Consider the following 26,233-nt stretch of genomic DNA (forward strand, 5'->3'; position numbering starts at 1 on the left):
GCGCGTGGGAGTAATGACTAAGCAGCAGCCCAAGCCTGCAAACTCAAATGCGCCTTCTCCCCCGGCGCCAGATGCAGGCTGTCGGTGCCCCCCGCCGCCGCTTCAACACAGACAAATTCCGAGATCTCATCCCAGGTCACGCCCAGCAACGGCCGCGCGCCCGGGTGCCAAACCACCGTGTCCGCACTCTCACCGGTATCGATGCACAGCTCGCGCTGCCAGGCGTGATCCTTGAGCTGTAATTCGCCGTCGTGCTGGAACACGCGCTGACAGCCGCCGTCGACCCGCAACTCGCCTTCCTGCTGACAGACTTCACGGTTCAACTGGTCGTAACCCTGCGCTCCTTCGAGCCCAGACAGCGCTATCTCACTCACATCGCCAATACGCCAGTAAGCGTGCAAAGCCTGGCTCAACTGGCACGGCATGTCGTCCTGATGCTCGGTGCTCAGACGTAATTCCATGCGCTCGCCCAGGTGCGCGTGCAAGTCCACTTGCCAATCGCACAGCTGCAATTGCCAGTGCAGGCGCACGCCGTCGTCGCCGGTGCTGCTGTCGAGCAGTTTCCAGTCCAGCAGTCGCGCCCAGCCGTGGGACGGCCACGCGTTTTCGCTCGGATGGCGGCCATACCACGGCCAGCAAACCGGCACACCGCCACGGATTGCGCCGACGTGCGGCCACTTCGCCGCACACCACAGCCACGGTTTTTGCCCGCGCGGTTGAAAGTGCAGCAACTGCGCACCCTGACGACTGAACACCGCCTGACACAGCGGATGGTCGATCACCAGCACATCGCGCATCTGATAGCGCTCCCAGGCGAACACCGGTCGTTCGCGCAAGGATTTGAAGAAGCGTTGCAGCGGATGCTCATGCATGGGCCACGGTTCCAGATTCAACTTTCATGGGCTGCGACACCCCTTTCCAAAAAAAAGCGGACAGCCTGGGCTGTCCGCAAATATGCGCACATAGAGAGGAGCTTATCGCAGACGCGTCAGAACGTAGACTGAATTTTCAGGCCAGCGACCAAAGCGTTGTCCACTTGATCCACACCACCCGGGTGAGTGATGTATTGCAGGTTCGGACGCACGGTCAGCCAGTTGGTGACGTGGAAGCCGTAGTTGATCTCGTAGTTGTATTCGGTCTCGCGAATCGGCGAGAAGACCGGATTGTCGTAGTCCGAAACACCGTTGGACGCGTTCAGCAATTCGGCGTTTTTCTTCACATCGTCGTTGACGTGGATACGCGCCGCACCGATGCCGACGTCATCCTTCGGACGGGCGTCGAACGGGCCTTTGTAGACAAACATCACCGACTGATAGTTGTCGATGAAGTTGGTGTCCTTGTCGTGGAACGTGGCGTTGGCCGCGATGTTCAGACCACGGGAAGCGTCGCCGTTGTGGCTGGTGAGTTGCTGTTGCGCAACGAACCAGTAGCCGTGCTTGCTGCTGTGGGTGCGGTAGGCGTTGCCGGTGGTTGCTGCGTCGTTGCCGTTGATGTCTTCGCGGACGTCTGCGGCATCAGCGGTGCTCTTGTAGTAACCGACGCGGTATTCGCCCGGCAGGCTGTTGACCTTCGGCGACCAGACCAGCTCGACCGGCAGCACGGTACCGGCGGTGCCGCTGCCGCTGAGCTTGAAGCCGTTGCCGTGTTCCAGCTGCGACGGGTTCTGGTTGTACGCGCCGATCTGCGCGTAGAGCTCGTCGTTGATGTTGTACTTCACACGGATCGCGGCCTGGCTGACGGGCCAGTTGTACCAGATGTTGGTCGCCCAGTTGCCGACTTGCGAGCCGCAGAACGCCAGGTTCTGGAATTCGCACGGGAAGGTGTTGAAGTCTTCGCCTTCACCGAAGTAACCGGCCTTGACGTCGAGCTTGTTGTCGAAGAACTGGTGCTGAATCCACAGTTGAGTCAGACGCACCATGTGGCCACGACCGTAGACTTCCTGCGAGGAAGACAGGGTGCCGGCACGCGGATCGCCAACGCGGTCGTTGGAGATGTTCTGACCGTTACGGTTGGTCAGCTGGATCTTGGCCTGAGTGTTGTCCCAGCCCCAGAGTTTTTGCAGGTCCAGCGCCACGCCCAGACCGAACTGGTCGCTGTAGCGGCCGGTCTTGTCGTCGTTGTAGCCGCCATGCAGGTTGGCGCCCATCTCACCGACGTAGTCGGCCTTGATGTCGATGCCTTGCTCGATCAGCTTGGTCCGCTCACCACCCCAGTCGCCCGTCATCCATTTGGAATCGGAGCTGAATGCATCGGCGGCCATGGCATTGCCGGCCATGACCAATGCGGCCGCGGCTGACACTTGGCAGATCAACCGGGCATTGACGTGTTTCTTTTTCATCCCTACATCCTCGTCTTTATTGTTATTAACTGTTTTTTTCCAACGCGGTTTACATCCCCTGCGGAAATGGACGTGCCCACTCCCGCATTGATTTCTTACCGACCCTTGAACTGAGCGACATTGGCGCTGTGCGCTTCGGTCTTCGGCAGCCCCGCCACACCCAGACGCTCGCCGCTCTTGGCGTCGAACAGCAACACTTTCGACGGATCGAATTGCAGGGTCAGGGTTTCGCCCACCTGCGGCGCCACGTCCGGCGCCAGTCGGCAGCAGACCTTGGTGTCGTTGAGGTTGACGAACACCAGGGTGTCCGGACCGGTCGGCTCGGTGACCTGCACTTCAGCCTTGATGCTTGGCAGGCCGTTGCCCTCGCCGTTGGCCAGCGCGATCTGCTCAGGGCGCAGGCCGAGGATCACTTCGCGGTCTTCGAGACCGGCGTCCTGCATCGCCATCGGCAGCTCGCAACGGGCCTGGCCGCTGTCGAGCAGCGCCACCAGACGGCCGTCCTTGCGTTGCAGGCGCAGCGGGATGAAGTTCATCGGCGGCGAACCGATGAAGCTCGCCACGAACAGGTTGGCCGGGTCGTTGTAGATCTCTTTCGGCGTACCGAACTGCTGGATGATGCCGTCCTTCATCACCGCCACCTTGTCGCCCAGGGTCATCGCTTCGATCTGGTCGTGGGTCACGTAGACCGTGGTGGTTTTCAGGCGCTGGTGCATCAGTTTCATTTCGGTGCGCATCTCGACGCGCAGCTTGGCGTCGAGGTTGGACAGCGGTTCGTCGAACAGATAAATCTTCGGTCGGCGCGCCAGGGCACGGCCCATGGCGACACGCTGTTGCTGACCACCGGAGAGCTGGCCCGGCTTGCGATTGAGCAGGTGCTCGATCTGCAGCAGTTTGGCGACGCGAGCGACTTCCTCGTCGATGGCCGACTGGCTCATCTTGCGGATCTTCAGACCGAACTCGATGTTCTCGCGCACGCTCATGGTCGGGTACAGCGCGTAGGACTGGAACACCATGGCGATGTCGCGATCTTTCGGGCTCATGCCGCTGACATCCTGGTCACCGATCATGATCGCGCCGCCGGTGATGGTTTCCAGGCCGGCGATGCAGTTCATCAGGGTCGACTTGCCGCAGCCCGACGGCCCGACAAGGATCAGGAACTCACCGTCCTTGATCGACAGTTCGATGTTCTTCAGGGTGTCCGGCAGACCGGCACCGTAGGTCTTGTTTACATTGCGAAGTTCGAGCGTAGCCATGATTACCCCTTGACTGCGCCGGCCGTCAGCCCGCGCACGAAATACTTGCCTGCGACCACATAGACCAGCAGGGTCGGCAGCCCGGCGATCATCGCCGCCGCCATGTCCACGTTGTATTCCTTGGCCCCGGTGCTGGTGTTGACCAGGTTGTTCAGCGCCACCGTGATCGGTTGCGAATCACCGCTGGAGAACACCACGCCGAACAGGAAGTCGTTCCAGATCTGGGTGAACTGCCAGATCAGGCAGACCATGATGATCGGGGTGGACATCGGCAGAATGATCCGGCGGAAGATCGTGAAGAACCCTGCACCGTCCAGGCGTGCGGCCTTGATCAGCGCATCCGGAATGCTCACGTAGTAGTTACGGAAAAACAGCGTGGTGAACGCCAGGCCATAGACCACGTGCACGAACACAAGGCCGGTGGTGGTGCTCGCCAGGCCCATCTTGCCGAGGGTGAACGACGCCGGCAGCAGCACGGTCTGGAACGGCAGGAAGCAGCCGAACAGCAACAGGCCAAAGAACAGCTGCGAACCCTTGAAGCGCCAGAACGACAGCACGTAGCCGTTCAACGCACCGATGGCGGTGGAGATGATCACGGCCGGAACGGTGATCTTGATCGAGTTCCAGAAGTAGCCGTCAACGGTGGCCCAGGCTTTCACCCAGCCGATGCCGCTGACCACGGTCGGCCAGCTCAGCAGGTTGCCGGTGGAGATGTCTTCCGGGGTCTTGAAGCTGGTCAACAGCATGACCACCAGCGGCACCAGATACAGCAGGACCGCTAGGATCAGCACCGCGTAGATCGCGATGCGACTCAGGCTGATGGCCGGTTTGGAGGCGAGACTAGTCATGACGCTTGGTCCTCAGCTCGGAGTACAGGTAAGGCACGATGATCGCGAGGATCGCACCGAGCATAAGAATCGCACTGGCCGAGCCCATGCCCATCTGCCCACGGCTGAACGTGAACGAATACATGAACATCGCCGGCAGGTCGGAGGAATAACCCGGGCCGCCGGCCGTCATGGCCGCTACCAGGTCGAAGCTCTTGATCGCGATGTGCGCCAGGATCATCACCGCACTGAAGAACACCGGACGCAGGCTTGGCAGCACCACTTTCCAGTAGATGCGCGGCATGCTCGCGCCGTCGATCTGGGCGGCGCGGATGATCGATTGATCAACGCCACGCAGACCGGCGAGGAACATCGCCATGATGAAGCCCGAAGCTTGCCAGACCGCCGCGATCACCAGGCAATACACCACGCGATCCGGGTCGATCAGCCAGTCGAGACGGAAGCCTTCCCAGCCCCAGTCCCGCAGCAATTTGTCCAGGCCCATGCCCGGGTTGAGCAGCCATTTCCACGCGGTACCGGTGACGATCATCGAGAGCGCCATCGGGTACAGGTAAATGGTGCGGATAAAGCCTTCGCGACGGATTTTCTGGTCGAGGAAAATCGCCAGCGTCACGCCGATCACCAGGGTGATGGCGATGAACATGCCGCCGAACACGGCCAGGTTCTTGCTCGCCACCCACCAGCGGTCGTTGTCGAACAGCCGCGCGTATTGCGCCAGGCCTGCCCACTTGTAGTTCGGCAGGAAGGTCGACGTGGTGAACGACAGGACAAACGTCCAGAGGATATAGCCATAGAAGCCCACCAGAACGATGAACATGCTCGGCGCCAGCACCAGTTTCGGTAGCCAGCGCTGCAATGCGTCGAACGGCGAGGCCTTGCTGAACACAGCAACAGAACTCATGGGAAGATCCAGTAAAAAAGATGAAGGACCGCTGCAAGCTCCCAGCCTCAAGCCGATGCGCGACTTGAAGCTGGCAGCTGCTCTACGCCGGTGTTACTTGGCAGCCTTGACGGCGGTGCCGAGTTTCTTCGCAGCATCGGCCGGGTCGGCTTTCGGGTCGTTGATGAAGTTAGTCACGACATCGAAGAACGCACCCTGTACGGCCAGCGTGGTCGCCATGTTGTGCGCCATGCTCGGCTGCAGGCCGCCGGTCTTGGCGTCTGCCAGGAAGTCCTTGGCAGCGGTCTGGGCGCAGGAGTCGAAACCGTACTTGCCCATGTCGGCGAGCATGTCGTTACGCACCGGGATCGAGCCCTTGTTGATGCTGAAGACTTTCTGGAAGTTTTCACCCAGCACGACTTTGGCGATGTCCTGCTGACCGGCCGCGGTACCCGCGTCCTTCTGCTTGAACACGGCCAGCGAGTCGATGTTGTAGGTGAACGCCTTGTCGGTGCCCGGGAAGGCTACGCACTCGTAATCCTTGCCGGCGACCTTCTTGGCGGCGGTCCATTCGGACTTGGCCCAGTCACCCATGATCTGCATGCCGGCCTTGCCGTTGATGACCTTGGCCGCTTCGAGGTTCCAGTCCTGGCCTTTGCCGTCGACGTCCATGTAGGTCGCGACTTTCTTCAGCTCGGTCAGGGCCTTGACCATTTCCGGACCGGTCAGGGCAGCGTTATCCAGGTCGACCAGGGCTTTCTTGTAACCATCAACGCCCATCACCGACAGCACGACCGCTTCGAACACGGTGCTGTCCTGCCAAGGCTGACCGCCGTGGGCCAGTGGGATGAAGCCCGCAGCCTTCAGCTTGTCGCCGGCGGCGTAGAATTCTTCGAGGGTGGTCGGGGCTTTGGCGATACCGGCTTTCTTGAAGACTTCCGGGTTGATCCACAGCCAGTTCACACGGTGAATGTTCACCGGCACGGCCACGTAATCACCGTCGTACTTCACGGTATCGGAGACTTTCTTGTCGAGCAGGCTGTCCCACTTCTCAGACTTGGAAACGTCCTTCAGCACGTCAGTGTCGAGCAGACCGGTGGACGCCCATTCCTGGATGTCCGGGCCTTTGATCTGGGCTACGCCCGGCGGGTTGCCGGCGACGGCACGGCTTTTCAACACGGTCATGGCAGTCGCACCGCCACCACCGGCGACAGCGCCGTCTTTCCAGGTGAAACCGTCTTTTTCCACTTGTGCCTTGAGCACATCGACGGCGGCTTTTTCGCCACCGGACGTCCACCAATGCACGACTTCCACCGAACCTTTGGATTCGGCAGCGGAAACACTCAGGGGCAGCACAGCGAGCGGGAACAGGGAGGCGACAGAAATGACAGTAGCGAGGCGAGAAATCGCATTCATCTGAGATGTACCTTTCTTGTTGTTATGCATGCAAGTCTGGTGCTTGCGCTGCACACGAGTTTAAACAGGACGTTTCCCCTCGCAGGTAACGAAGGGACGCGCAAATGTCACCGCATGGTTACACAGGAACGGGCCGGGACAACTGTGCCAGCGCAGTCGCCATGCTCGGCGCCAGCGGCAGACGCGGAATCAGCACCGACTGCCAGGCGTGATACAGATCCGGTTTACCCGCCCAGATATCGGCACTTGGACGGTTCTGCGGATCGAGTTCGTGATGCCAGCTGCCGTCGCAGCGGTCGATGAAATTCGCTTCGCAGAATTCCCAGAATAGCCGGTACCAGGATTCGTACTGCGCATCGCCGGTGCGTTTGAGCAGGGCACTGGCGGCGGCGCTGGCTTCGGCGTGGGTCCAGTGCAGGCGATGGCGCACCACGGCCTTGTTGTCCCAGTCGAGGGTGTAGACGATGCCCGGGGCGCCATCGACGTCCCAGCCATGCCGGCAGTTGTTCTCGAACAGCTTTTGCGCATCGGTGGCCAGCCAGCCCGGCGTGAGCATGCCGGCCTGGACCCGCGCCGCTTCGAGGTGCAGCAACAGCCGCGCCCACTCGAAACCGTGGCCCGGCGTGGTGCCGTACGGGCGGAAACCGTCAGCGGGATTGTCTTGGTTGTATTCGCGCAGCGGCTGCCAGTTTCGGTCGAAATGCTCGATTACCAGATAATCGTTGGCAGCGGCGTGACCGTGGATCACCCGCTCGACGATGCGCTGCGCACGCACCAGCCAGCGCGGGTCTTCGGTGACATCGGCCAGCGCGAGAAACGCTTCGGTGGCGTGCATGTTGCTGTTGGCGCCGCGATAGGCTTCTTCTTCACGCCAGTCACGGTTGAAGAATTCGCGCACGGCGCCCTCTTCTTCGCTCCAGAAATACGTGTCGATGATGTCGATGGCGTCATCCAGCAACGCCTGCGCGCCGGGGCGCTGGGCGACCACGGCGGAACTGGCCGCGAGGGCCACGAAAGCATGCAGATAGGCGTTCTTGCCGGTGTTGCCGTCGCGGTGTTCGGCGACGGCAAACCAGCCGCCATGCAGCGCATCGCGCAACGGGCCGCGCAACGCCTGGATGCCGTGATCGACCAGCTCGGCGAATCCCGGCAGGCCCTGAATGTGGGCCATGGCGAAGCTGTGGGTCATGCGGGCGGTGTTCATGGTTTCGGCTTGCGCGCCGACCTGGAGCTGGCCGCGCTCATCAAGATTGCCGAAACCTTCGGGCAATCGCGAAGCCTTGGCAAATGCCAGCAGGCGCAGGCCTTCATCGGCGAGCCATTGCTGGTGGGCAGGGGCGTTCAGCCAACTGCTGAAGCCCGGATTGAAGTGATCCATGGAAGGCCTTTTTTGTTGTTATGACTGCGGGCAGTCTAAACAACGGGCCGGTGTTGGCTTGTAACGAAGGGGGCAGGTTTTGTCACCGGCCGGTGACATTCAGATCAATCCGCCGAACGCGGCAATTGCAGGGTCACGCGCAATCCACCCTCACGCAGATTCTGCAACGTCACTTCCCCCCCGTGACTATGGGCAATATTGCGGGCAATCCCCAATCCAAGCCCATACCCCTGCTGCTGCCCCGCCAACCGAAAGTGCGGTTCGAACACCTGCTCCAGCCGCTGTTCCGGCACACCCGGCCCTTCATCGTCGACATGCAGCACGAACGCACTCTCGTCATCATCGATATGCAGATGAGCGTTCTGCCCGTACTTCAACGCATTGTCGATCAGGTTGCCGATGCAGCGCTTCAACGCCAATGGCTTGCCCGGATACGCCGCCAGCGCCCGTCCCTGCTGGGTCACGCGGCCATTGCCGTTGGGCGCCAGATACGGCTCCACCAGACAGTCGAGCACATGGTTCAGATCCACCGGCTCGATGTTTTCGTGGATGTCGGTGTCTTTGACGCATTGCAGCGCGCCTTTGACCAGCAGCTCCAGCTCATCCAGATCACGGCCGAACTTGGTTTGCAGTTGTTCGTCTTCCAGCAGTTCGACCCGCAGTCGCAGGCGGGTGATCGGCGTGCGCAGGTCATGGGAAATCGCGCTGAACAACTGACTGCGCTCGGTCAGGTAACGGCTGATGCGCTCGCGCATGGTGTTGAAGGCGCGGCCCACTTCCACCACTTCGCTGCCGCCGCCCTCGGCCACCGGCTCGACGTCGGCACCCAGCGACAAGTCCCGCGCCGCTCGCGCCAGACGCTTGAGTGGCCGGCTCTGCCAGTGCACCAGCAGACCGATGAACAGCAACAGGAAACCGCTGGTGAAGACGATGAACCAAACCTGCTGGGTCGGCAGGCCCTGCTCTTCAAGACTGGTGTAGGGCTCGGGCAACAGCGAGGCGATGTACAGCCATTCACCGGGTGCCAACTGGATCTGGGTCACCAGCACCGGCGGATTCACCGGTTCCAGGGTCAGCGCGTAGTGCGCCCAGGAGCGTGGCAGCTCGTCGAGTTTCAACCCGGCGTTGAAGATCCGCAGGTCATCGGGGCTGACGAAGGTCACCAGAATGTCGGTGTCCTGACCCAGAGATTGACGCAGTACTTCATCCACGGCTTGAAGCACCGCTGCCTTGCGCGGTGTAACCGGCAACACTTCCATGCCCAGCGGTTTGTCGTTCAGCGTTACCACAAATCGGGTGCCGCCCATGCTGCGCAACTGATCGAGCACCAACGGTCGGTAAGCCACCGGCAACGAGCGGAAATAGCTGACGCTGGCGGTCATCGAATGGGCGAGGCTGCGGGCGCTGGTGACCAGGCCTTCGAGCTGGGTCGCGCGCAGTTGGGAAACCCAGATCACGCTGGACAGCGTCTGGGCGAACAACACCGCGAGCAACGTCAGCAGCAGCATCCGCCCAAGCAGCGAACGCGGCATCGGCACTTTGCGCGCGGTGTTGCGCAGGAACTCAGTGACCATTGCCGGCAACCACATTGGCTGCCAGTTGGTAGCCGCTACCACGCACGGTACGGATCAGCCGTGGCGGTTTTTCGGTGTCGCGCAGACGCTGGCGCAAGCGGCTGACCGCCATGTCGACGATACGATCGAGGGGCATCAGATCGCGGCCACGGGTGGCATTGCCGATGGTGTCGCGGTCGAGGATTTCCTGGGGGTGATCAAGGAACAGCTTGAGCAGGGCGAAGTCGGCGCCGGACAGAATCACTTCCTCGCCGTCGGTGTGAAACAGCCGATGGCTGACCATGTCCAGCCGCCACTCATCGAACGCCAGCACCTCGCTGCCACTGCGTTCCTGACCGAACTGGGCACGGCGCAACAGGGCTTTGATTCGCGCTTGCAACTCACGGGGGCTAAAAGGTTTGCCGAGGTAGTCGTCGGCGCCCAGCTCCAGACCGATCACCCGATCGGCCTCGTCGGAACTGGCGGTGAGCATGATGATCGGCACCTGAGCCTGACGCGGATGCTGGCGCACCCAGCGGCACAGGCTGAAGCCGTCTTCATCGGGCAGCATCACATCAAGGATCACCAGATCGCTCGGCGCCTCGTTCAGCGCCTGGCGGAAACTGGCGCCGTCGGCCGTGGCCCGTACCTGAAAACCCGCGCGGGTCAGGTAGGTTTCCAGCAACTCGCGTATCTCCTGGTCGTCATCGACCAACAAAATCGACTTGTTGACTGAACTCACTTCGAAGGCATCCTTGTTGTTGGAATTGGGCGGATTATGCCTGATGTGCCGAGGGTTCCCACGCTCGGCGTGGGAATGTTCATTTACCGGATTGTTCGAGCGCGACTCCTGCACCGACCAGACCCGAGTAAGGCGCCGTCACCAGCCATACCGGAATCCCCTTGAAGTAATCACTCATGCAGCCCTTATCGGCGAAGCTGCGGGCGAAACCGCTTTCGAGGAAGAAATCGGCAAAGCGCGGAATCACGCCACCCACGATGTACACCCCACCACGACCGCCAGTGGTCAGCACATTGTTGCCGGCCACACGACCGAGCCAGCAGCAGAACTGCTCCAGCACTTCCAGGGCAATCGGGTCACCGGCGAGGCCGGCTGCGGTGATCGCTTCCGGCGTGTCGAGTTTGGGTTCGTGGCCATCCACCGCGCAGATCGCCCGGTACACCCGAGGCAAGCCGCCGCCACTCAACGCGGTCTCGGCACTGACGTGGCCGATTTCGTTGTGGATGTGTTGCCAGAGCTGGGTTTCACGCGGGCTGCTCAGCGGCAGATCGACGTGACCGCCCTCCCCCGGCAGCGCGGCAAACCGGCCTTCGCCCAGATCGAGCAAGGTGCCGACGCCCAGGCCGGTGCCCGGACCGATCACCACTGCCGGACGCAATGGCTCCGGCGTGCCTTCGCAGACCACGCGGAATTCGCCGGGCTGCAAACGGGTCATGCCCAGCGCCATCGCGGAGAAGTCGTTGACCAGCAGCAACTGCTCGACCTGCAACGCCTGGCAGAACGCCTTGCGGCTCAGGCGCCAGTGGTTGTTGGTGAACTTGAATTCGTCGCCGCTGACAGGACCTGCCACCGACAGGCACACCGAACCGATGGCGCCCGGCGCCAGGCCGAGCCCGCTCAGATAGAGGCTGATCGCCTCTTCCGGGCTGGCATGGTCGGCCGTGGCCAGCACCTGCACCGATTCGAGCTGCTGATCTTTCCACAACGCGAATCGCGCGTTGGTGCCTCCGATGTCACCGACCAAAGCCAGTTTCAATTAAGCGTCTCCAGGGCAGAAGTGAAGGCGCTGGCGCCCTGCTCTGCCGAGCTGAAGGCCAAACGCATGAAGCCAAACAGTTCGCGGCCGCTGCCGATGTTGTTGCCCAACAGGCCTTTGGCGGGTTCGCGCGCTGCGAATTCGGCGGCGTCCACCTTGAGTTCCAGGGTGCCTTTGACGCCATCGACGCGGATGATATCGCCCTCTTGCACGCGAGCCAAAGCGCCGCCGACATAAGCTTCGGGGCTGACGTGGATCGCCGCCGGGATTTTCCCCGAGGCGCCGGACATGCGCCCGTCAGTCACCAGCGCGACCTTGAAGCCGCGATCCTGCAGCACACCGAGGAACGGCGTCATCTTGTGCAGTTCCGGCATGCCATTGGAACGCGGGCCCTGGAAGCGCATCACCGCGACGAAATCCTTCTCCAGCAAACCGGCCTTGAAAGCGTCGGCCAGATCCTGTTGATCCTGGAACACCATGGCCGGTGCTTCGACGATCTGGTTTTCCAGCGCCACGGCGGACACCTTCATCACGCCGCGACCGAGGTTGCCTTCCATCACCCGCAAGCCGCCCTCTGCCGAGAACGCACGGGCCACCGGACGCAGGATGTTTTCGTCGAGGCTCTCGGTCGGGCCTTCGCGCCACACCAGTTTGCCGTTATCGAGGAATGGTTCCTTGGTGTACTGGCTCAAACCGTGGCCGAGCACGGTGTTGACGTCTTCGTGCAGCAGGCCGGCTTCCAGCAGTTCGCGGATCAGGAACGACATGCCGCCCGCCGCCTGGAAGTGGTTGATGTCGGCCTTGCCGTTCGGATAGACATGGCTCAGGGTCGGCACGACTTCGGAGAGGTCGGCCATGTCCTGCCAGGTCAGTTGAATGCCCGCCGCCATGGCGATGGCCGGCATGTGCAGGGTGTGGTTGGTCGAGCCGCCGGTGGCGTGCAACGCGACGATCGAGTTGACCAGCGCCTTCTCGTCGACGATTTCGCCGATCGGCAGGAAGTTGCCGTTCTGTTTGGTCAGGCGCGTGACCTGATGCGCGGCTTCGCGGGTCAGGGCCTCGCGCAGCGGCGTGTTCGGGTTGACGAAAGAAGCGCCCGGCAAGTGCAGGCCCATGACTTCCATCAGCAACTGGTTGGTGTTGGCGGTGCCGTAGAAGGTGCAGGTGCCCGGACTGTGGTAGGACTTCATTTCCGATTCCAGCAGCTCTTCGCGGGTCGCCTTGCCTTCGGCGTACTTCTGCCGCACGTCGGCTTTTTCCTTGTTGGAAATCCCCGAGACCATCGGCCCGCCCGGCACGAAGATCGTCGGCAGGTGACCGAAACGCAGCGAGCCCATCATCAGCCCCGGCACGATCTTGTCGCAGATGCCGAGCATCAGCGCGCCGTCGAACATGTTGTGGGACAGCGCCACCGCCGTGGACATCGCGATCACCTCGCGGCTCGGCAGGCTCAGCTCCATGCCCGGCTCGCCCTGGGTCACGCCGTCGCACATGGCAGGCGTGCCGCCGGCGAACTGGCCGACCGAGCCGATTTCGCGCAGGGCGTTCTTGATCTGCTCCGGGAAGACTTCGTACGGCTGGTGCGCCGAAAGCATGTCGTTATAAGACGAAACAATGGCGATGTTCGCCGAGTTCATCATCCGCAGGCTGTGCTTGTCTTCGCTGCCACACCCGGCCACGCCATGGGCGAAGTTGGCGCATTGCAGCTTGCCGCGCATCGGCCCGTCGGTTGCGGCGCCGCGAATGAGTGCAAGGTAAGCCTGACGCGTGGCGCGGCTGCGGGCGATAAGCCGTTCGGTGACCTCAAGAACGCGGGGATGCATGTGTAGAACTCCAGGCTAACGGATGTGGCGACCTGATTGTCTATGCTGACCAAAGCGCCCGCACGCATGGGATGACGGGCGGTTTCCTTGACCATTCGGACCAGTTGATTCAGGTCACTCGTTGTAGATAAAACAAAATATTGCCACTAAAAAGGCTTGTTTTCTATTTTTATGCGAATAATCTTGTAATTCCAACAACAAAACGACGGCGGCGCTGTTCAATGACTCTTCGAATCGCAATCAATGGTTTTGGCCGCATCGGCCGTAATGTCCTGCGCGCACTGTATACCCAAGGCTATCGACAGGATTTGCAGATCGTCGCCATCAACGATCTGGGCGACAGCGCGATCAATGCGCACTTGCTCAAATACGATACCGTTCACGGCACGTTCGATGCTGAAGTTGCGCACGACAACGAGAGTCTGACCGTCAACGGTGACCGTATTTCGGTCAGCGCCATCCGCAACCCGGCCGAGCTGCCCTGGGCGGCGGAAAAGATTGATGTGGTGTTCGAATGCACCGGTCTGTTCACCGACCGGGCCAAAGCCGCCGCGCATATTACTGCCGGTGCGCGCAAAGTCATCATCTCGGCCCCGGCCAAGGGTGCCGACGCCACTGTCGTCTATGGCGTGAACCACGACATCCTGCGCCAGTCGCACCAGATCATTTCCAACGCCTCGTGCACCACCAACTGCCTGGCCCCGGTGGCCCAGGTGCTGCACCGCGAATTGGGCATCGAAAGCGGTCTGATGACCACGATTCACGCCTACACCAACGACCAGAACCTGACCGACGTTTATCACACCGATCCGTACCGCGCCCGTTCCGCCACACAGAACATGATCCCGAGCAAGACCGGCGCTGCCGAAGCCGTGGGCCTGGTGTTGCCGGAACTGGCAGGCAAGCTGACCGGCATGGCCGTGCGCGTACCGGTGATCAATGTGTCGCTGGTTGACCTGACCGTGCAGCTGAAGCGCGAAGCCTCGGCCGATGAAGTGAACGCGCTGATGAAAGCCGCGAGCCAGCATTCGAAAATCCTCGGCTACAACACCCTGCCGCTGGTATCGAGCGACTTCAACCACAACCCGCTGTCGTCGATCTTCGACGCCAACCACACCAAATCCAGCGGCAAACTGCTGAAAGTGCTGGCCTGGTACGACAACGAGTGGGGCTTCTCCAACCGCATGCTCGATAACTGCCTGGCGCTGTGCAACGCGGAATAAAACCGCTGCCGCCGATTTGTCAGCGGGTAATGGCTTTACCAACCTTTGACAAATCAACACTTGACCACTCGGGCGGATGATAAGCATTATCATTCGCTCGAAATGGATCAGGTCCTCCCGTGAGTCAGTCGCAGTTCAATCACGTTTTCCTCGCCCAGCGCACTTCACTGCTGCGAACGCTGGAACGCATGGTCAACAACCACAGCACCGCCGAAGACCTGTTGCAGGAAACCTACCTGCGCGTCACGCGGGCGCTGAGCGAACGGGCCATCGATCACCTTGAACCCTTTGTCTTCCAGACCGCGCGCAACCTGGCGCTGGACCACTTGCGTGCGCGCAAGATTCACTCACGCACCATGGTCGACGACGTACCACAGGACGTAGTGCACAGCGTCGCCGCCCCCGCCAGCAGCGCCGAAGACGCCGCCCACGCCGAACAATTGCTGGAGCGCCTGAACGTGAGCCTCGGTGAACTCAGCCCCCGTCAGCAGCAAATCTTCATCCTCAGCCGCCTGCACGGGCACAGCTATCAGGAAATCGCCGAAGAACTCAGCGTGTCCCTCAGTACGGTGCAGAAAGAACTCAAACTGATCATGACCATTTGCATCGGTGTCGCCGAGCGCTTGAATGGCGACTGATGCTGTAGGTTTTTTCTGTAAGAGCCAGGATCACCTGCACTGATCATCGGCCTTTGTTACCCTTGCCCGACTTTTACGCTTCACTAAAAAAACAGCCGTGCACAGACACTGCCGAGGAAACACCGTGACGGACACTCACCGCCCTCCTTCGCCCGACACGGCGCAGGACGCCGCCAACGCAATGGACCAGGCTCTGGACTGGCTCATCGTGCTCGGCAGCCCGGACGAGGAGCAGACCCGGCAGTTTCATGCCTGGCTGGCGGCCGATCCGTTGAACGCCCAGGCGTTCGCCAAGGCCCAGGCGATCTGGGATGGCCCGCAAATCGCCCAGTGCGCGCAAGACCTCGCGGCCAGACCGAAGAAAGCCACCGTCCTCACACGCCTGCGCCCACACTGGAAACCGCTGGCCACCGCCGCGGTGCTGATCCTCGGTCTGTTCAGTTTCAGCAACCTGCCGATGCGTCTGCAGGCCGATCACCTGACCGTGGTCGGCGAGCGGCAACGTTTGCAGCTGGAGGACGGTTCGAAAGTCCTGCTCAACACCAATTCCGCCTTCTCCAGCACGATCAATGATCGCCAACGCGTTGCGCGACTGTATCAGGGCGAAGCGTTTTTCGAGATTCCTGCCAACCGCAGCCAGCCGCTGGAAATCGACGCCGGGCCGGTGAAGGCCAGCGTGCGCGACACCGCGTTCGCCGTGCGCTATCTGGACGGCGTGGCGCAGGTTCGGGTACAGCGCGGCGATGTCGATCTGCGGGCGACCCGTGACGATGCCCGAGTGCGGCTGTCCGCCGGAGAAAGCATCCGCATCGGCCCGAATGGTTTCGACCGCCCGGCCAAGGTCGACGCCGCCACCGATCTGGCGTGGGTGCAGGGCCGGCTGATCTTCGAAAACTGCCCGCTGAATCAGGTGTTGGCGGAACTGCGCCGCTACTACCCGGGCTTCATCATCAACACCAACGAACATCTGGCCGATGTCGCCGTCACCGGCAATTACCGTCTCGACCAGCCGCTGGACGTGGTGCGCTCGCTCGCTCACATCACCTCGGCCAAGCTTCAGGAATTCCCGGCGCTGGTGATTCTGAACTAAATGAGAATTATTTTTACTCGATAGTCAAAGCTCGTTCGTCTCGTTATAGCCAATGCAATTGATTCGCATCTTCAGACGTGAATCAGCACCTATAAAGATTCGTGCGACACGGAGCGCTATCGATGTCCTCACGCCTTACCCGCCAGACTTCTTCCCCTTCCCGCGTGCTGTCGTTGCTGACCGCCGCCATCCTGATGGCCGGCACCGCGCCGTTGATGGCCGCCACCGAGCAACCGGCACGCAACATGGGCGATTACTCGTTCGCCATCAGCCAGCAACCGCTGGTGTCGGCGCTCAACGCGTTCACCGCCGTCACCGGCTGGCAGGTCGGTTTGCCGGCCGAACTGGGTAAAGGCGTGTCGTCGCCGGGCGTGCGCGGTTCGCTGCCACCGGAAAAAGCCCTGGAGCGTCTGTTGGTGGGGACCAACCTGAGCTTCCGCAAGCTGAGCAACAACAACGTCGTACTGGAAAAGCGCAGCAACAGCGGCGCGCTCAACCTCGATCAGGTGACCATCAGTGCCACCCGTCAGGAACAATCGGTCAACAGCGTACCGGCCACCGTCACCGTGCAGACGCGTCAGGATCTGGACCGCAACAACGTCAATACCATCAAGGATCTGGTGCGCTACGAGCCGGGCGTGTCCGTCGGCGGTGCCGGTCAGCGCGGCGGTATCAGCGGCTACAACATTCGCGGCATCGACGGTGACCGCATCCTGACTCAAGTGGATGGTGTCGAAGTGCCGGACGGCTTCTTCAACGGCCCTTACGCCAAGACCCAGCGCAACTACGTCGATCCGGAAATCGTCAAACGCGTGGAAATCCTTCGCGGCCCGGCCTCGGTGCTGTACGGCAGCAACGCCATCGGCGGCGCGGTCAGCTACTACACCCTCGACCCGGACGACATCATCAAGCCCGGCCAAGACGTCGGTGCCCGCCTGAAAACCGGTTACAGCTCCGCCGACGACAGCTGGCTGAAATCTGCCACCGTCGCCGGTCGCGCCGAGCAGTTCGACGGTTTGCTGCACTACAGCCAGCGCGACGGTCATGAAACCGATTCCTACGGCAGCAACAACGGTACGGGCTTGGGCCGCACTGCCGCCAACCCGGAGGACGTGAAGGCCTCCAACGTGCTGGCCAAGATCGGCTGGAACTACAGCGAAGGTTCGCGTCTGGGCCTGACCTACGAAAAGTACAAGGATGATCGCGATACCGATCAGAAAAGTGCTTACGGCGGCCCGTTCTTCAATGGCGCTCCGACGATCCCCAACAGCATGCTGCCCGGCGGCATGTATCAGTGGCGTACCGGCAACGACACCGTCACCCGCGAGCGTTTCGGCCTGGAGCACAGCTTCGCCCTCGACAGTCTGCTGGCCGACAACGTGAAGTGGAGCCTCAACCACCAGGTCGCCAAGACCGACCAGAGCACCGAAGAGTTCTACTACCCGATGACCCGTAAAGTGCTGCGTACCCGCGACACGATCTACGAGGAAAAACAATGGGTGTTCGATGCGCAACTGGACAAGGCATTCGCCATCGGTGACACCGATCATGTGCTGACCTACGGCACCACGATCAAGCAACAGAAAGTCACCGGTTCACGCAGCGGCGACGGCAAGTGCCTGGCAGTCGGTCGCGGCTGCACCGCCATCGGCGCCACCAGTGCGGCGGACGTGCTGAAGAAATCCAGCGACTTCCCGGACCCGACCATCAACACCTACAGCCTGTTCGCCCAGGATCAGATCAGCTGGAACAAATGGACCTTCCTGCCGGGCCTGCGCTACGACTACACGCAGCTCAAGCCACACATCACTCAGGAATTCCTCAACACCGTGGCCGCCGACGGCAAAGGCACGGTGAGCGACGAAAACAAGACCTGGCATAAAGTCTCGCCGAAATTCGGCCTGACCTACGCCCTGACCGACAACTACACCTGGTACGGCCAGTACGCCGAAGGCTTCCGCACCCCGACCGCGAAAGCGTTGTACGGCCGCTTCGAGAACAGCACCACCGGCTACAACGTGGCGCCGAACCCGAACCTGGAACCGGAAAAGAGCAAAAGCTATGAAACCGGTCTGCGCGGCAACTTCGAGCAAGGCTCGTTCGACGTGGCAGTGTTCTATAACAAGTACCGCGATTTCATCAACGAAGACGCCGTCACCCCGGGCTACAGCGAGCTGACCTTCCAGTCCAGCAACATCAAGCACGCCACCATCAAGGGTGCCGAAGTCAAGGGTCGTCTGAACCTGGATTCCTTCGGTGCGCCGCAAGGTCTGTACACCCAGGGTTCGATTTCCTACGCCTACGGACGCAACAACGACAACGGCGAGCCGTTGAACAGCGTCAATCCGCTGACCGGCGTATTCGGTCTGGGTTATGACCAGGACAACTACGGCGGCCTGCTGAGCTGGACCGTGGTGAAGAAAAAGGATCGCGTCGACGACACCAACTTCAAGTCGCCGGACGGTGTCAGCAGTCAATTCAAGTCCCCGGGTTTCGGCATTCTCGATCTGGCCGGCTACTACAAGGTGACCGACGACGTCACCGTCAGCGGCGGCATCTACAACCTGACCGACAAGAAGTACTGGTTGTGGGATGACGTGCGCGGTTACGACAGCGTCGGCGAAGCGTCGGTGACACAACCGGCCAACCTTGATCGCCTGACCCAGCCGGGTCGCAACTTCGCGATCAACCTGGTCTGGGATATCTGATCCGGATGACCTCACGGCGCGTGCATTGTCGCGCCGGGAGGTTTTTTTACTGTCCCGCGCTTGCCCGTTCGTCTCGTTATCAAGCGCCTCTTTTATCAAGGACATCTCATGAGCACCCCGGAAAAAGCCCTGCGTTCGCAACGCCTGAACCAGATCACTCACGAGCCGCACAGCAAGCTCGATGCGCTGGTGAAAGCCCATGCGCCGTTCGAGACTCGCGCCAATTTCGCTCGCTTCGTGGTCGCGCAGTACCTGTTCCAGTCGGAACTGGTGTCGCTGTACAACGATGCCGAACTGACCGCCATCGTCCCTGACCTGCCGGCCCGCTGCCGCGCTGAAGCGGCCAAGGCCGACCTTGCGGACCTGGACACCGAAGTGCCTGCGCCAGTGGCCGGTGCGGTGAAAAACCCGAGCAAGGCCCGCGCCCTGGGCTGGATCTTCGTGTCCGAGGGTTCCAAGCTCGGCGCGGCGTTCCTGATCAAACGCGCCGTCGCGCTGGAACTGAGCGAAACCTTCGGCGCCCGTCACCTGGGCGAGCCTGAAGGCGGTCGCGCCGAAGGCTGGAAGAGCTTCGTGCGTACCCTCGATTCGCTGCAATTCAGCGCCGAAGAAGAAGCTGAAGTGGAGCAAGGCGCGATCGATGCGTTCAACCGCTTCACCGTGCTGCTGGAACAGGCTTATGCCACGGAAGCCGAACCGGCCTGAAGCGACACCGACTCCCCATTGTGGGAGCTAGCCTGCTAGCGATTGCGACCTGACATTCAATGCAGATGTCGACTGATATACCGCCATCGCGAGCAAGCTCGCTCCCACATGGGAACCGAGCAAATCTGTAGAATCCCCGTTTCGCCTCACACACTTCGAGCCCATGCCCCAACCCGCCTCCTCCCGACTCGCCCGCCTGCTGTTCGGCCTGCTCGCCTACGTCAGCCTCGGCATCGGCCTGATCGCCATCGTCGTGCCCGGCCTGCCGACCACCGAGTTCATCCTGCTCGCCGCCTGGGCCGCGACCCGCAGTTCGCCGCGCCTGAGTGCCTGGCTGGAAAACCATCGGCTGTTCGGGCCGATCCTGAGCAACTGGCGCAACGGCAAGATCATCGCCCGCAAGGCCAAGGTCAGCGCCACCGTCAGCATGCTGCTGTGCGCCACCCTGATGCTGGTGGTGCTAGATCACGGCTGGCCGGTCTATCTCGCAATTGCCGGCATGACCCTGGGCAACCTGTGGATCTGGTCACGCCCGGAATCGCTGCCGAAGATTTCCTGATTTTTTCCTTCTTTTCAGGGCTTTTGCCCGCGCAAACGTTTTGCCGCGACCGTTCGTCGGCATGCGCCTCATGCACCCTCGCCCCGCGCCGATGAGCAATGAATGGCGCTGAATGGATTTGGCGAACCGGGCAATTACGTGCCCCGTAGCCAACAGTTCATTCATTCGCGAGAACACCCCATGTTCGACTCCCTGTCCATTCGCCTGAAAATCGTCCTGCTGTCCGGGCTCTGCCTGCTCGGCGTGGTTGCGCTGATCGTCGGCATCAACATCTACCAGACCAACCAGAACGACGAACTGGTCAGCGATTCGAGCAGCAAGATGCTCACCGCAAGCGTGCAGAACCTGCTGCAGGCCAAGGCGGCCGAACAGGCGGTACAGGTGCAGAAAACCTTCGGCGAGAGCCTTCTGGTGATCACCGCACTGGCCGACCAGATCAAGGACATGCGCGTCATGGCCGCCAAGCGTTCGCTGGACGCCGGGGCCTTGCGTGAAGAGTTGAACCTGAGCCTGAAAACCGCGTTCGAGCGCAACAGCAAGGTGCTCGGCATCTGGCTGGCCTTCGAACCCAACGGGCTGGACGGCAAGGACAGCGAGTTCGTCAACGACGCCGCGCGCCAGTCCAACGAAGCCGGGCGCTTCGCCACTTACTGGAGTCGCGCCGCCGGTTCTGCGCTGAACACGATCATGGTCGAAGAAGACATGACCAAGACCACCCTCAGCGTCAGCGGCACACCCTACAACAGTTGGTACACCTGCCCTCGCGACAACAAGCGCACCTGCCTGCTCGACCCGTACGCCGACACCGTGGGCACCAAGGAAATGCTCATGACCACCATTTCCGTGCCGCTGCTGGTGGACGGCAAGGCCATCGGCGTGGTCGGCATCGACATCGCCCTCGACGCCCTGCAAGCGGCGGCCGTGGGCTCCCAGCGCGAACTGTTCAACGGTGCCGGGCACATGCTGATCGTCTCCGGCAGCGGCGTGCTCGGCGCCTACAGCACCGACGCGACCAAAGTCGGCAAAGGCATCGCCGAAACCCTGGGCGCCGAAGGCAAGGACATCCTGCAACTGCTGAGCGCCGGCACACCGAAGATTCTCGAACAGGGCGACCTGATCCGCGCCGTGTACCCGGTCGACCCGATCGGCAACTCCCGGGCCTGGGGCGTGGTCATCGACCTGCCGAAACAAGTGCTGCTGGCCGACTCGGTCAAGCTGCAAGCGGTGCTTGATGACGCTCAGCAAACCGGCGTAATGACCGCGTTGGCGGTGGCCGTGATCGCCGGCCTGATCGGCCTGGTGCTGATCTGGCTCACCGCTTCGGGCGTGACCCGGCCGATCAACAGCGTCGCCGAGATGTTGAAGAACATCGCCAGCGGCGAAGGCGACCTGACCCAGCGCTTGAACTACACCAAGAAGGATGAACTCGGCGAGCTGGTGAACTGGTTCAACCGCTTCCTCGACAAGCTGCAGCCGACCATCGCCCAGATCAAACAAAGCATCACCGAGGCCCGTGGCACCGCCGATCAGTCGTCGGAAATCGCCCGCCAGACCAGCGAAGGCATGCAGGTGCAGTTCCGCGAGATCGATCAGGTTGCGACCGCCTCCAACGAAATGAGCGCCACCGCCCACGACGTGGCCAACAGCGCCTCGAACGCCGCCAACGCGGCGAAAGGCGCCGATCAGTCGGCCAAGGACGGTATGTCGATCATCGAGCGCAGCACCCGCGACATCAACCAACTGGCCGATGAGGTCAGCAAAGCGGTGACCGAGGTTGAAGAACTGGCGGTCAACAGCGAGCAGATCGGTTCGGTGCTGGAGGTGATCCGCAGCATCGCCGAACAGACCAACCTGCTGGCGCTGAACGCCGCGATCGAAGCGGCCCGTGCTGGTGAAAGCGGTCGTGGTTTCGCCGTCGTCGCCGACGAAGTCCGTAACCTGGCCAAGCGCACTCAGGATTCGGTCGAGGAAATCCGCGTGGTGATCGAACGCATCCAGACCGGCACCCGTGGCGTGGTCGCGACCATGCATTCGAGCCAGACCCAGGCCCACAACAACGCCGGGCAGATCCGCCAGGCGGTGGATGCCCTCGGCAAGATCAGCGACGCGGTTACGGTGATCAGCGACATGAATCTGCAAATCGCCAGCGCCGCCGAACAGCAGAGCGCCGTGGCCGAAGAGGTCAACCGCAACGTCTCGGCGATCCGTACCGTCACCGAAACCCTGACCGAACAGGCCACCGAATCGGCGGCGATCAGCAGCCAGTTGAATGCTCTGGCCAGCCAGCAGATGAAATTGATGGATCAGTTCCGCGTCTGACCTCCCCCCGATCGTCATCTGTTCTATGATCAGGCCCTCTTCCGGAGGGCCTTCGATGACTGATCTGCTCACGTCCATTCAAGCCGCACTCGGCTTGCCCAGCACGCCGATTCCGTTCACCGCCGAGGGCGCCCTGCCCTCGGCGTTTGCTGTCACCGACCTTGCCTGCGCGAGCATTGCCGCGGCCGGGCAGGCAGTCGGCGAATTGCTCCGGCAGCAGACCGGCCACCTGCCCAGCGTAGAAGTTGACCGCCGTCTCGCCTCGTTCTGGTTCGCGACCTCACTGCGACCGATCGGCTGGGAGGTCCCGCCGCTGTGGGATCCGGTGGCCGGCGACTATGCAACGAAGGACGGCTGGATTCGCCTGCACACCAACGCCCCGCATCACCGCGCCGCCGCTGAAAGCGTGCTCGGTGCCTGCGCCGACCGCGCGGCCATGGCAGCGAAAGTCGCGCAATGGGCCAGTGCCGATCTGGAGCAAGCGGTGGTCGATGCCAAGGGTTGTGCTGCCGAAATGCGCAGTTGGGAACAGTGGCAGAAACACCCGCAAGGATTGGCGGTGAACGCCGAACCCTTGGTGCATTTCAGTGATGGGAAAGATGAAAGTCGTCAACTCTGGCAAGGCTCGATGGCACAACCGCTAGCCGGACTCAAGGTGCTGGATCTGACCCGAGTACTCGCCGGTCCTACTGCCAGCCGCTTTCTCGCGGGGCTAGGCGCCAATGTCCTGCGCATCGACCCGCCGACCTGGAACGAACCCGGCGTAGTGCCGGAAGTGACCCTCGGTAAACGCTGTGCACGACTGGAGCTCCATCAACCGGCAGATCGTGCGGTGTTCGAAGGTTTGCTAAAGGACGCGGACATTCTGCTGCACGGCTATCGCGCCGATGCGCTTGAACACCTCGGTTTCGGCGCCGAACGTCGCCGACAACTGGCACCGGGGCTGATCGATGTCTGCCTCAACGCCTACGGCTGGAGCGGCCCGTGGCAGAACCGTCGAGGCTTCGACAGCCTGGTGCAGATGAGCAGCGGGATTGCCGAGGCGGGGCAGCGCTGGAAACAGGCGGACAAACCGACGCCGCTACCGGTGCAGGCACTGGATCATGCGACGGGGTATCTGATGGCGGCGAGTGTGATCAGGTTGCTGGCCGAGAGGCTGCGCAGTGGTCGAGGTGGATCGGCAAGATTGTCGCTGGCGCGGACGGCGAAGTTGTTGATCGAGCAGGAACCGGGGACGGACGAAGTGCTGCGCCCGGAAGATGCAAAAGATCGGAGTTTGCTGATGGAGCAGACGCCCTGGGGTCCGGCGCATCGGCTGCAAGCGCCATTGAAGATCAGAGGGACGCCGTTGCACTGGGCATTGCCGGCCACCGAGTTGGGTTCACATCAACCGCGATGGTTTTGAGTGTGTGCGGGTATCAATCCGCACGACTCGACGATGTCCACAGCAACTGCGCCGCATACCCCCGAAACGGCCGCCAGGCCTCGGCGCGGGCTGATAACTCCCGCACCGTCATCCGCTCCCCTTCCAGCACTTCCAGTGCCCGCAACAACCCCACATCCCCGGTCGGAAACCCGTCCATATCCCGCAACTGCCGCAGGGCAATGTATTGCGCCGTCCAGTCGCCAATCCCGTGCAGCGCCAGCAAGCGCGCCGTTCCGGAGGCAAACAGCAGCGGATCGTCCAGCAACGCCTGCGCCACCCCGGACAAGGTGCGCCCGCGACTTTTCGGCATGCCCAGCGTTGCCAGATCGGCGTTCGCCAAAACGGCTGCCCGAGGAAAGACGTGAGTCAGTCCAGGCACCGATGAACGCAACGGCTCGCCATATTGCGCCAGCAGTTTCCCCGCCAGCCGGATCGCCCCGACCACGGTAATCTGCTGCCCCAGAACCGCCCGAAACGCCAGCTCCAACCCGTCCCACGCGCCCGGCACCCGCAACCCCGGGTGTTCTGCAATCAATGGTGCCAGCAGCGGATCCGCCGCCAGATGCCGCTGCATCGTCGGCAGATCCGCATCCAGATCGAACAGCCGACGCAAGCGCATGATGATCTCGGGAACCGCTGACGGATCGGGGAAATCCAGCTCGACCTCCAGCACATCGCCGTCACCTGGCCAGACCGAAACCGTGCCATGCAAACCGTTCAACCCGATGCTGCGCGAATACACGCCATCAATCACCGCCTCCATCCCGACCACAGCCCGCGCCGCCAGAAACCCGAGCATCGCCGGCCAGTCGTAGGGCGCCCGGTATTCGAGCCGCAGCCTCACAGTGACAGCAAGCCGCTGTACAACCCGTAGGCCGCCAGTCCCGCCCCGGCGATCACGCAGGTAAAAATCCCCTTTTCGATCGTGGTAAACAGCGGCTCGCCCTGCTCATGTTTGGCCTTGGCGAACAGGATCACCCCCGGGGCATACAGCAGCGCTGACAACAGCAGGTATTTCACCCCGCCGGCATACAGCAACCACACCGCGTAGCACAGGGCGATGCCGCCGATCAGCAGGTCCTTGGTGCGTTCGGCCGAGGCATGTTCATAGGTTTCACCCCGCCCGCTCAACAGCACCGCATAGGCCGCCGACCACAGGTACGGCACCAGAATCATCGACGACGCGAGGTAGATCAGGCTGGTGTAGGTACCGGCGGAAAACAGTGTGATCAGCAAGAAAATCTGGATCATCACGTTGGTCAGCCACAGCGCATTGACCGGCACATGGTTGGCGTTTTCCTTTTTCAGGAACGCCGGCATGGTCTTGTCCTTGGCCGTGGCGAAGAGGATTTCGGCGCACAACAGCGCCCATGACAGCAACGCGCCGAGCAACGAAATCGCCAGGCCGATGCTGATCGCCAGCGCGCCCCACGGCCCGACGATGTGTTCCAGCACAGCCGCCAGCGAAGGGTTCTGCAGAGTCGCCAGTTCCGGCTGACTCATGATCCCCAGCGACAGCACGTTGACCAGCACCAGCAGCGCCAGCACGCCGATGAAACCGATCACCGTGGCCCGGCCGACATCCGCGCGCTTTTCGGCCCGCGCCGAGTAAACGCTGGCGCCTTCGATACCGATGAACACGAACACGGTGACCAGCATCATGTTGCGCACCTGATCCATCACCCCGCCGAAGTTCGGGTTGCTGCGACCCCAGATGTCGCGGGTAAAGATGTCAGCCTTGAACGCCACGGCAGCGATGACGATGAACATGACCAGCGGCACGATCTTGGCCACGGTGGTCAGTTGATTGATGAACGCCGCCTCCTTGATCCCGCGCATCACCAGGAAATGCACGGCCCACAGCAGCACCGAGGCGCAACCGATGGCGATCGGTGTGTTGCCCTGTCCGAACACCGGAAAGAAGTAGCCGAGGGTGCTGAACAGCAACACGAAATACCCGACGTTGCCCAGCCAGGCGCTGATCCAGTAGCCCCACGCCGAAGAGAACCCCATGTAGTCGCCAAACCCGGCCTTGGCGTAGGCATAGACGCCGGAATCCAGTTCCGGCTTGCGGTTGGCCAGGGTCTGGAACACGAACGCCAGGGTCAGCATGCCGATGGCGGTGATTCCCCAGCCGATCAGGATGGCGCCGGCGTCGGCACGAGCCGCCATGTTCTGCGGCAAGGAGAAAATCCCCCCGCCAATCATCGAACCCACCACCAGGGCGATCAGTGCGCCAAGGCGCAGCTTTTGCGTCGGTTGCGACATACAAATCTCCTTGAAAGATGTGGTGAG

The 26,233-nt window shown here is 61.8% G+C and carries 20 protein-coding genes and 2 pseudogenes; 9 read left to right on the top strand and 13 right to left on the bottom strand.

Annotated features, from left to right (window positions below; genetic code table 11):
* Window positions 1-17: 17 nt before the first annotated feature.
* From DLD99_RS22040 to edd, 11 genes are all read right to left on the bottom strand, one after another.
* Window positions 18-872 carry a D-hexose-6-phosphate mutarotase gene (locus tag DLD99_RS22040; protein WP_114885037.1) on the bottom strand — a complete coding sequence of 285 codons (855 nt, stop codon included), beginning with the start codon at window positions 870-872 and terminating at the stop codon, window positions 18-20.
* A 116-nt stretch (window positions 873-988) separates the two neighbouring features.
* Window positions 989-2,338, bottom strand: coding sequence for a carbohydrate porin (locus DLD99_RS22045; protein ID WP_085709656.1), 1,350 nt, complete (start codon window positions 2,336-2,338; stop codon window positions 989-991).
* Between the two features lie 95 nt (window positions 2,339-2,433).
* Window positions 2,434-3,594, bottom strand: coding sequence for an ABC transporter ATP-binding protein (locus DLD99_RS22050; RefSeq protein ID WP_085709655.1), 1,161 nt, complete (start codon window positions 3,592-3,594; stop codon window positions 2,434-2,436).
* Window positions 3,595-3,596: 2 nt separating this feature from the next.
* Complete coding sequence (locus tag DLD99_RS22055) at window positions 3,597-4,442, bottom strand: carbohydrate ABC transporter permease (RefSeq protein ID WP_085709654.1); 846 nt, start codon at window positions 4,440-4,442, stop codon at window positions 3,597-3,599.
* On the bottom strand, window positions 4,435-5,343 hold the full coding sequence (locus DLD99_RS22060) for a carbohydrate ABC transporter permease (protein ID WP_085709653.1): 909 nt from the start codon (window positions 5,341-5,343) through the stop codon (window positions 4,435-4,437). The genes DLD99_RS22055 and DLD99_RS22060 overlap by 8 nt, the downstream gene beginning before the upstream one ends.
* A gap of 93 nt (window positions 5,344-5,436) precedes the next feature.
* On the bottom strand, window positions 5,437-6,738 hold the full coding sequence (locus tag DLD99_RS22065; protein ID WP_085709652.1) for an ABC transporter substrate-binding protein: 1,302 nt from the start codon (window positions 6,736-6,738) through the stop codon (window positions 5,437-5,439).
* A 118-nt stretch (window positions 6,739-6,856) separates the two neighbouring features.
* On the bottom strand, window positions 6,857-8,116 hold the full coding sequence (locus DLD99_RS22070; RefSeq protein WP_114885039.1) for a D-mannose isomerase: 1,260 nt from the start codon (window positions 8,114-8,116) through the stop codon (window positions 6,857-6,859).
* Between the two features lie 104 nt (window positions 8,117-8,220).
* Window positions 8,221-9,648, bottom strand: a complete 1,428-nt coding sequence (locus DLD99_RS22075; RefSeq protein WP_162803532.1) for an ATP-binding protein — start codon at window positions 9,646-9,648, stop codon at window positions 8,221-8,223.
* Window positions 9,649-9,679: 31 nt separating this feature from the next.
* The gene (locus DLD99_RS22080; protein ID WP_025112821.1) at window positions 9,680-10,411 is read right to left on the bottom strand and encodes a response regulator; all 732 of its coding nucleotides are present in this window, start codon (window positions 10,409-10,411) and stop codon (window positions 9,680-9,682) included.
* A gap of 79 nt (window positions 10,412-10,490) precedes the next feature.
* Entirely contained in the window at window positions 10,491-11,447 is a 957-nt protein-coding gene (locus DLD99_RS22085) for a glucokinase (protein ID WP_114885041.1), read from the bottom strand.
* Window positions 11,444-13,270, bottom strand: a complete 1,827-nt coding sequence (gene edd, locus DLD99_RS22090) for a phosphogluconate dehydratase (RefSeq protein WP_011335614.1) — start codon at window positions 13,268-13,270, stop codon at window positions 11,444-11,446. The genes DLD99_RS22085 and edd overlap by 4 nt, the downstream gene beginning before the upstream one ends.
* Window positions 13,271-13,491: 221 nt before the next feature.
* On the opposite strand from edd, the gene gap reads away from it, so the two are divergent.
* The 9 genes and pseudogenes from gap (at window position 13,492) to DLD99_RS22135 (ending at window position 23,917) form a co-directional block, all read left to right on the top strand.
* A complete protein-coding gene (gap, locus tag DLD99_RS22095; RefSeq protein WP_085709648.1) occupies window positions 13,492-14,493 on the top strand; it encodes a type I glyceraldehyde-3-phosphate dehydrogenase in 1,002 nt (333 codons plus the stop codon).
* A 119-nt stretch (window positions 14,494-14,612) separates the two neighbouring features.
* Window positions 14,613-15,131: an RNA polymerase sigma factor gene (locus DLD99_RS22100; protein WP_085709647.1), complete on the top strand. Its 519-nt coding sequence runs from the start codon at window positions 14,613-14,615 to the stop codon at window positions 15,129-15,131.
* Between the two features lie 124 nt (window positions 15,132-15,255).
* The gene (locus DLD99_RS22105) at window positions 15,256-16,221 is read left to right on the top strand and encodes a FecR family protein (RefSeq protein ID WP_114885043.1); all 966 of its coding nucleotides are present in this window, start codon (window positions 15,256-15,258) and stop codon (window positions 16,219-16,221) included.
* A 122-nt stretch (window positions 16,222-16,343) separates the two neighbouring features.
* Window positions 16,344-18,929: a TonB-dependent receptor gene (locus tag DLD99_RS22110; protein WP_114885044.1), complete on the top strand. Its 2,586-nt coding sequence runs from the start codon at window positions 16,344-16,346 to the stop codon at window positions 18,927-18,929.
* Window positions 18,930-19,037: 108 nt separating this feature from the next.
* Entirely contained in the window at window positions 19,038-19,634 is a 597-nt protein-coding gene (locus DLD99_RS22115; RefSeq protein WP_085709644.1) for a biliverdin-producing heme oxygenase, read from the top strand.
* A gap of 163 nt (window positions 19,635-19,797) precedes the next feature.
* Window positions 19,798-20,193, top strand: coding sequence for a YbaN family protein (locus tag DLD99_RS22125; protein WP_085709643.1), 396 nt, complete (start codon window positions 19,798-19,800; stop codon window positions 20,191-20,193).
* Window positions 20,194-20,646: 453 nt separating this feature from the next.
* Window positions 20,647-21,606, top strand: a pseudogene (locus DLD99_RS29685) (methyl-accepting chemotaxis protein); the annotation flags it as partial.
* A gap of 378 nt (window positions 21,607-21,984) precedes the next feature.
* Window positions 21,985-22,512, top strand: a pseudogene (locus DLD99_RS29690) (methyl-accepting chemotaxis protein); the annotation flags it as partial.
* Window positions 22,513-22,567: 55 nt separating this feature from the next.
* On the top strand, window positions 22,568-23,917 hold the full coding sequence (locus DLD99_RS22135) for a CoA transferase (RefSeq protein ID WP_114885048.1): 1,350 nt from the start codon (window positions 22,568-22,570) through the stop codon (window positions 23,915-23,917).
* Window positions 23,918-23,930: 13 nt separating this feature from the next.
* On the opposite strand, the gene DLD99_RS22140 is transcribed toward DLD99_RS22135, so the two are convergent.
* Together DLD99_RS22140 and arcD are read right to left on the bottom strand one after the other, a co-directional pair.
* A complete protein-coding gene (locus DLD99_RS22140; RefSeq protein WP_114885050.1) occupies window positions 23,931-24,782 on the bottom strand; it encodes a DNA-3-methyladenine glycosylase family protein in 852 nt (283 codons plus the stop codon).
* Window positions 24,779-26,206 carry an arginine-ornithine antiporter gene (arcD, locus tag DLD99_RS22145; protein ID WP_085709640.1) on the bottom strand — a complete coding sequence of 476 codons (1,428 nt, stop codon included), beginning with the start codon at window positions 26,204-26,206 and terminating at the stop codon, window positions 24,779-24,781. The genes DLD99_RS22140 and arcD overlap by 4 nt, the downstream gene beginning before the upstream one ends.
* Window positions 26,207-26,233 lie beyond the last annotated feature (27 nt).

This window comes from Pseudomonas kribbensis, assembly GCF_003352185.1.
Lineage (GTDB): Bacteria > Pseudomonadota > Gammaproteobacteria > Pseudomonadales > Pseudomonadaceae > Aquipseudomonas > Aquipseudomonas kribbensis.

What these genes read in the sequence shown, in the direction of transcription:
- DLD99_RS22040 (WP_114885037.1), bottom strand. Translation starts at nt 872, where the DNA reads ATGCATGAGCATCCGCTGCAACGCTTCTTCAAATCCTTGCGCGAACGA.
- DLD99_RS22045 (WP_085709656.1), bottom strand. Translation starts at nt 2,338, where the DNA reads ATGAAAAAGAAACACGTCAATGCCCGGTTGATCTGCCAAGTGTCAGCC.
- DLD99_RS22050 (WP_085709655.1), bottom strand. Translation starts at nt 3,594, where the DNA reads ATGGCTACGCTCGAACTTCGCAATGTAAACAAGACCTACGGTGCCGGT.
- DLD99_RS22055 (WP_085709654.1), bottom strand. Translation starts at nt 4,442, where the DNA reads ATGACTAGTCTCGCCTCCAAACCGGCCATCAGCCTGAGTCGCATCGCG.
- DLD99_RS22060 (WP_085709653.1), bottom strand. Translation starts at nt 5,343, where the DNA reads ATGAGTTCTGTTGCTGTGTTCAGCAAGGCCTCGCCGTTCGACGCATTG.
- DLD99_RS22065 (WP_085709652.1), bottom strand. Translation starts at nt 6,738, where the DNA reads ATGAATGCGATTTCTCGCCTCGCTACTGTCATTTCTGTCGCCTCCCTG.
- DLD99_RS22070 (WP_114885039.1), bottom strand. Translation starts at nt 8,116, where the DNA reads ATGGATCACTTCAATCCGGGCTTCAGCAGTTGGCTGAACGCCCCTGCC.
- DLD99_RS22075 (WP_162803532.1), bottom strand. Translation starts at nt 9,648, where the DNA reads ATGCCGCGTTCGCTGCTTGGGCGGATGCTGCTGCTGACGTTGCTCGCG.
- edd (WP_011335614.1), bottom strand. Translation starts at nt 13,270, where the DNA reads ATGCATCCCCGCGTTCTTGAGGTCACCGAACGGCTTATCGCCCGCAGC.
- gap (WP_085709648.1), top strand. Translation starts at nt 13,492, where the DNA reads ATGACTCTTCGAATCGCAATCAATGGTTTTGGCCGCATCGGCCGTAAT.
- DLD99_RS22110 (WP_114885044.1), top strand. Translation starts at nt 16,344, where the DNA reads ATGTCCTCACGCCTTACCCGCCAGACTTCTTCCCCTTCCCGCGTGCTG.
- DLD99_RS22115 (WP_085709644.1), top strand. Translation starts at nt 19,038, where the DNA reads ATGAGCACCCCGGAAAAAGCCCTGCGTTCGCAACGCCTGAACCAGATC.
- DLD99_RS22125 (WP_085709643.1), top strand. Translation starts at nt 19,798, where the DNA reads ATGCCCCAACCCGCCTCCTCCCGACTCGCCCGCCTGCTGTTCGGCCTG.
- DLD99_RS22135 (WP_114885048.1), top strand. Translation starts at nt 22,568, where the DNA reads ATGACTGATCTGCTCACGTCCATTCAAGCCGCACTCGGCTTGCCCAGC.
- arcD (WP_085709640.1), bottom strand. Translation starts at nt 26,206, where the DNA reads ATGTCGCAACCGACGCAAAAGCTGCGCCTTGGCGCACTGATCGCCCTG.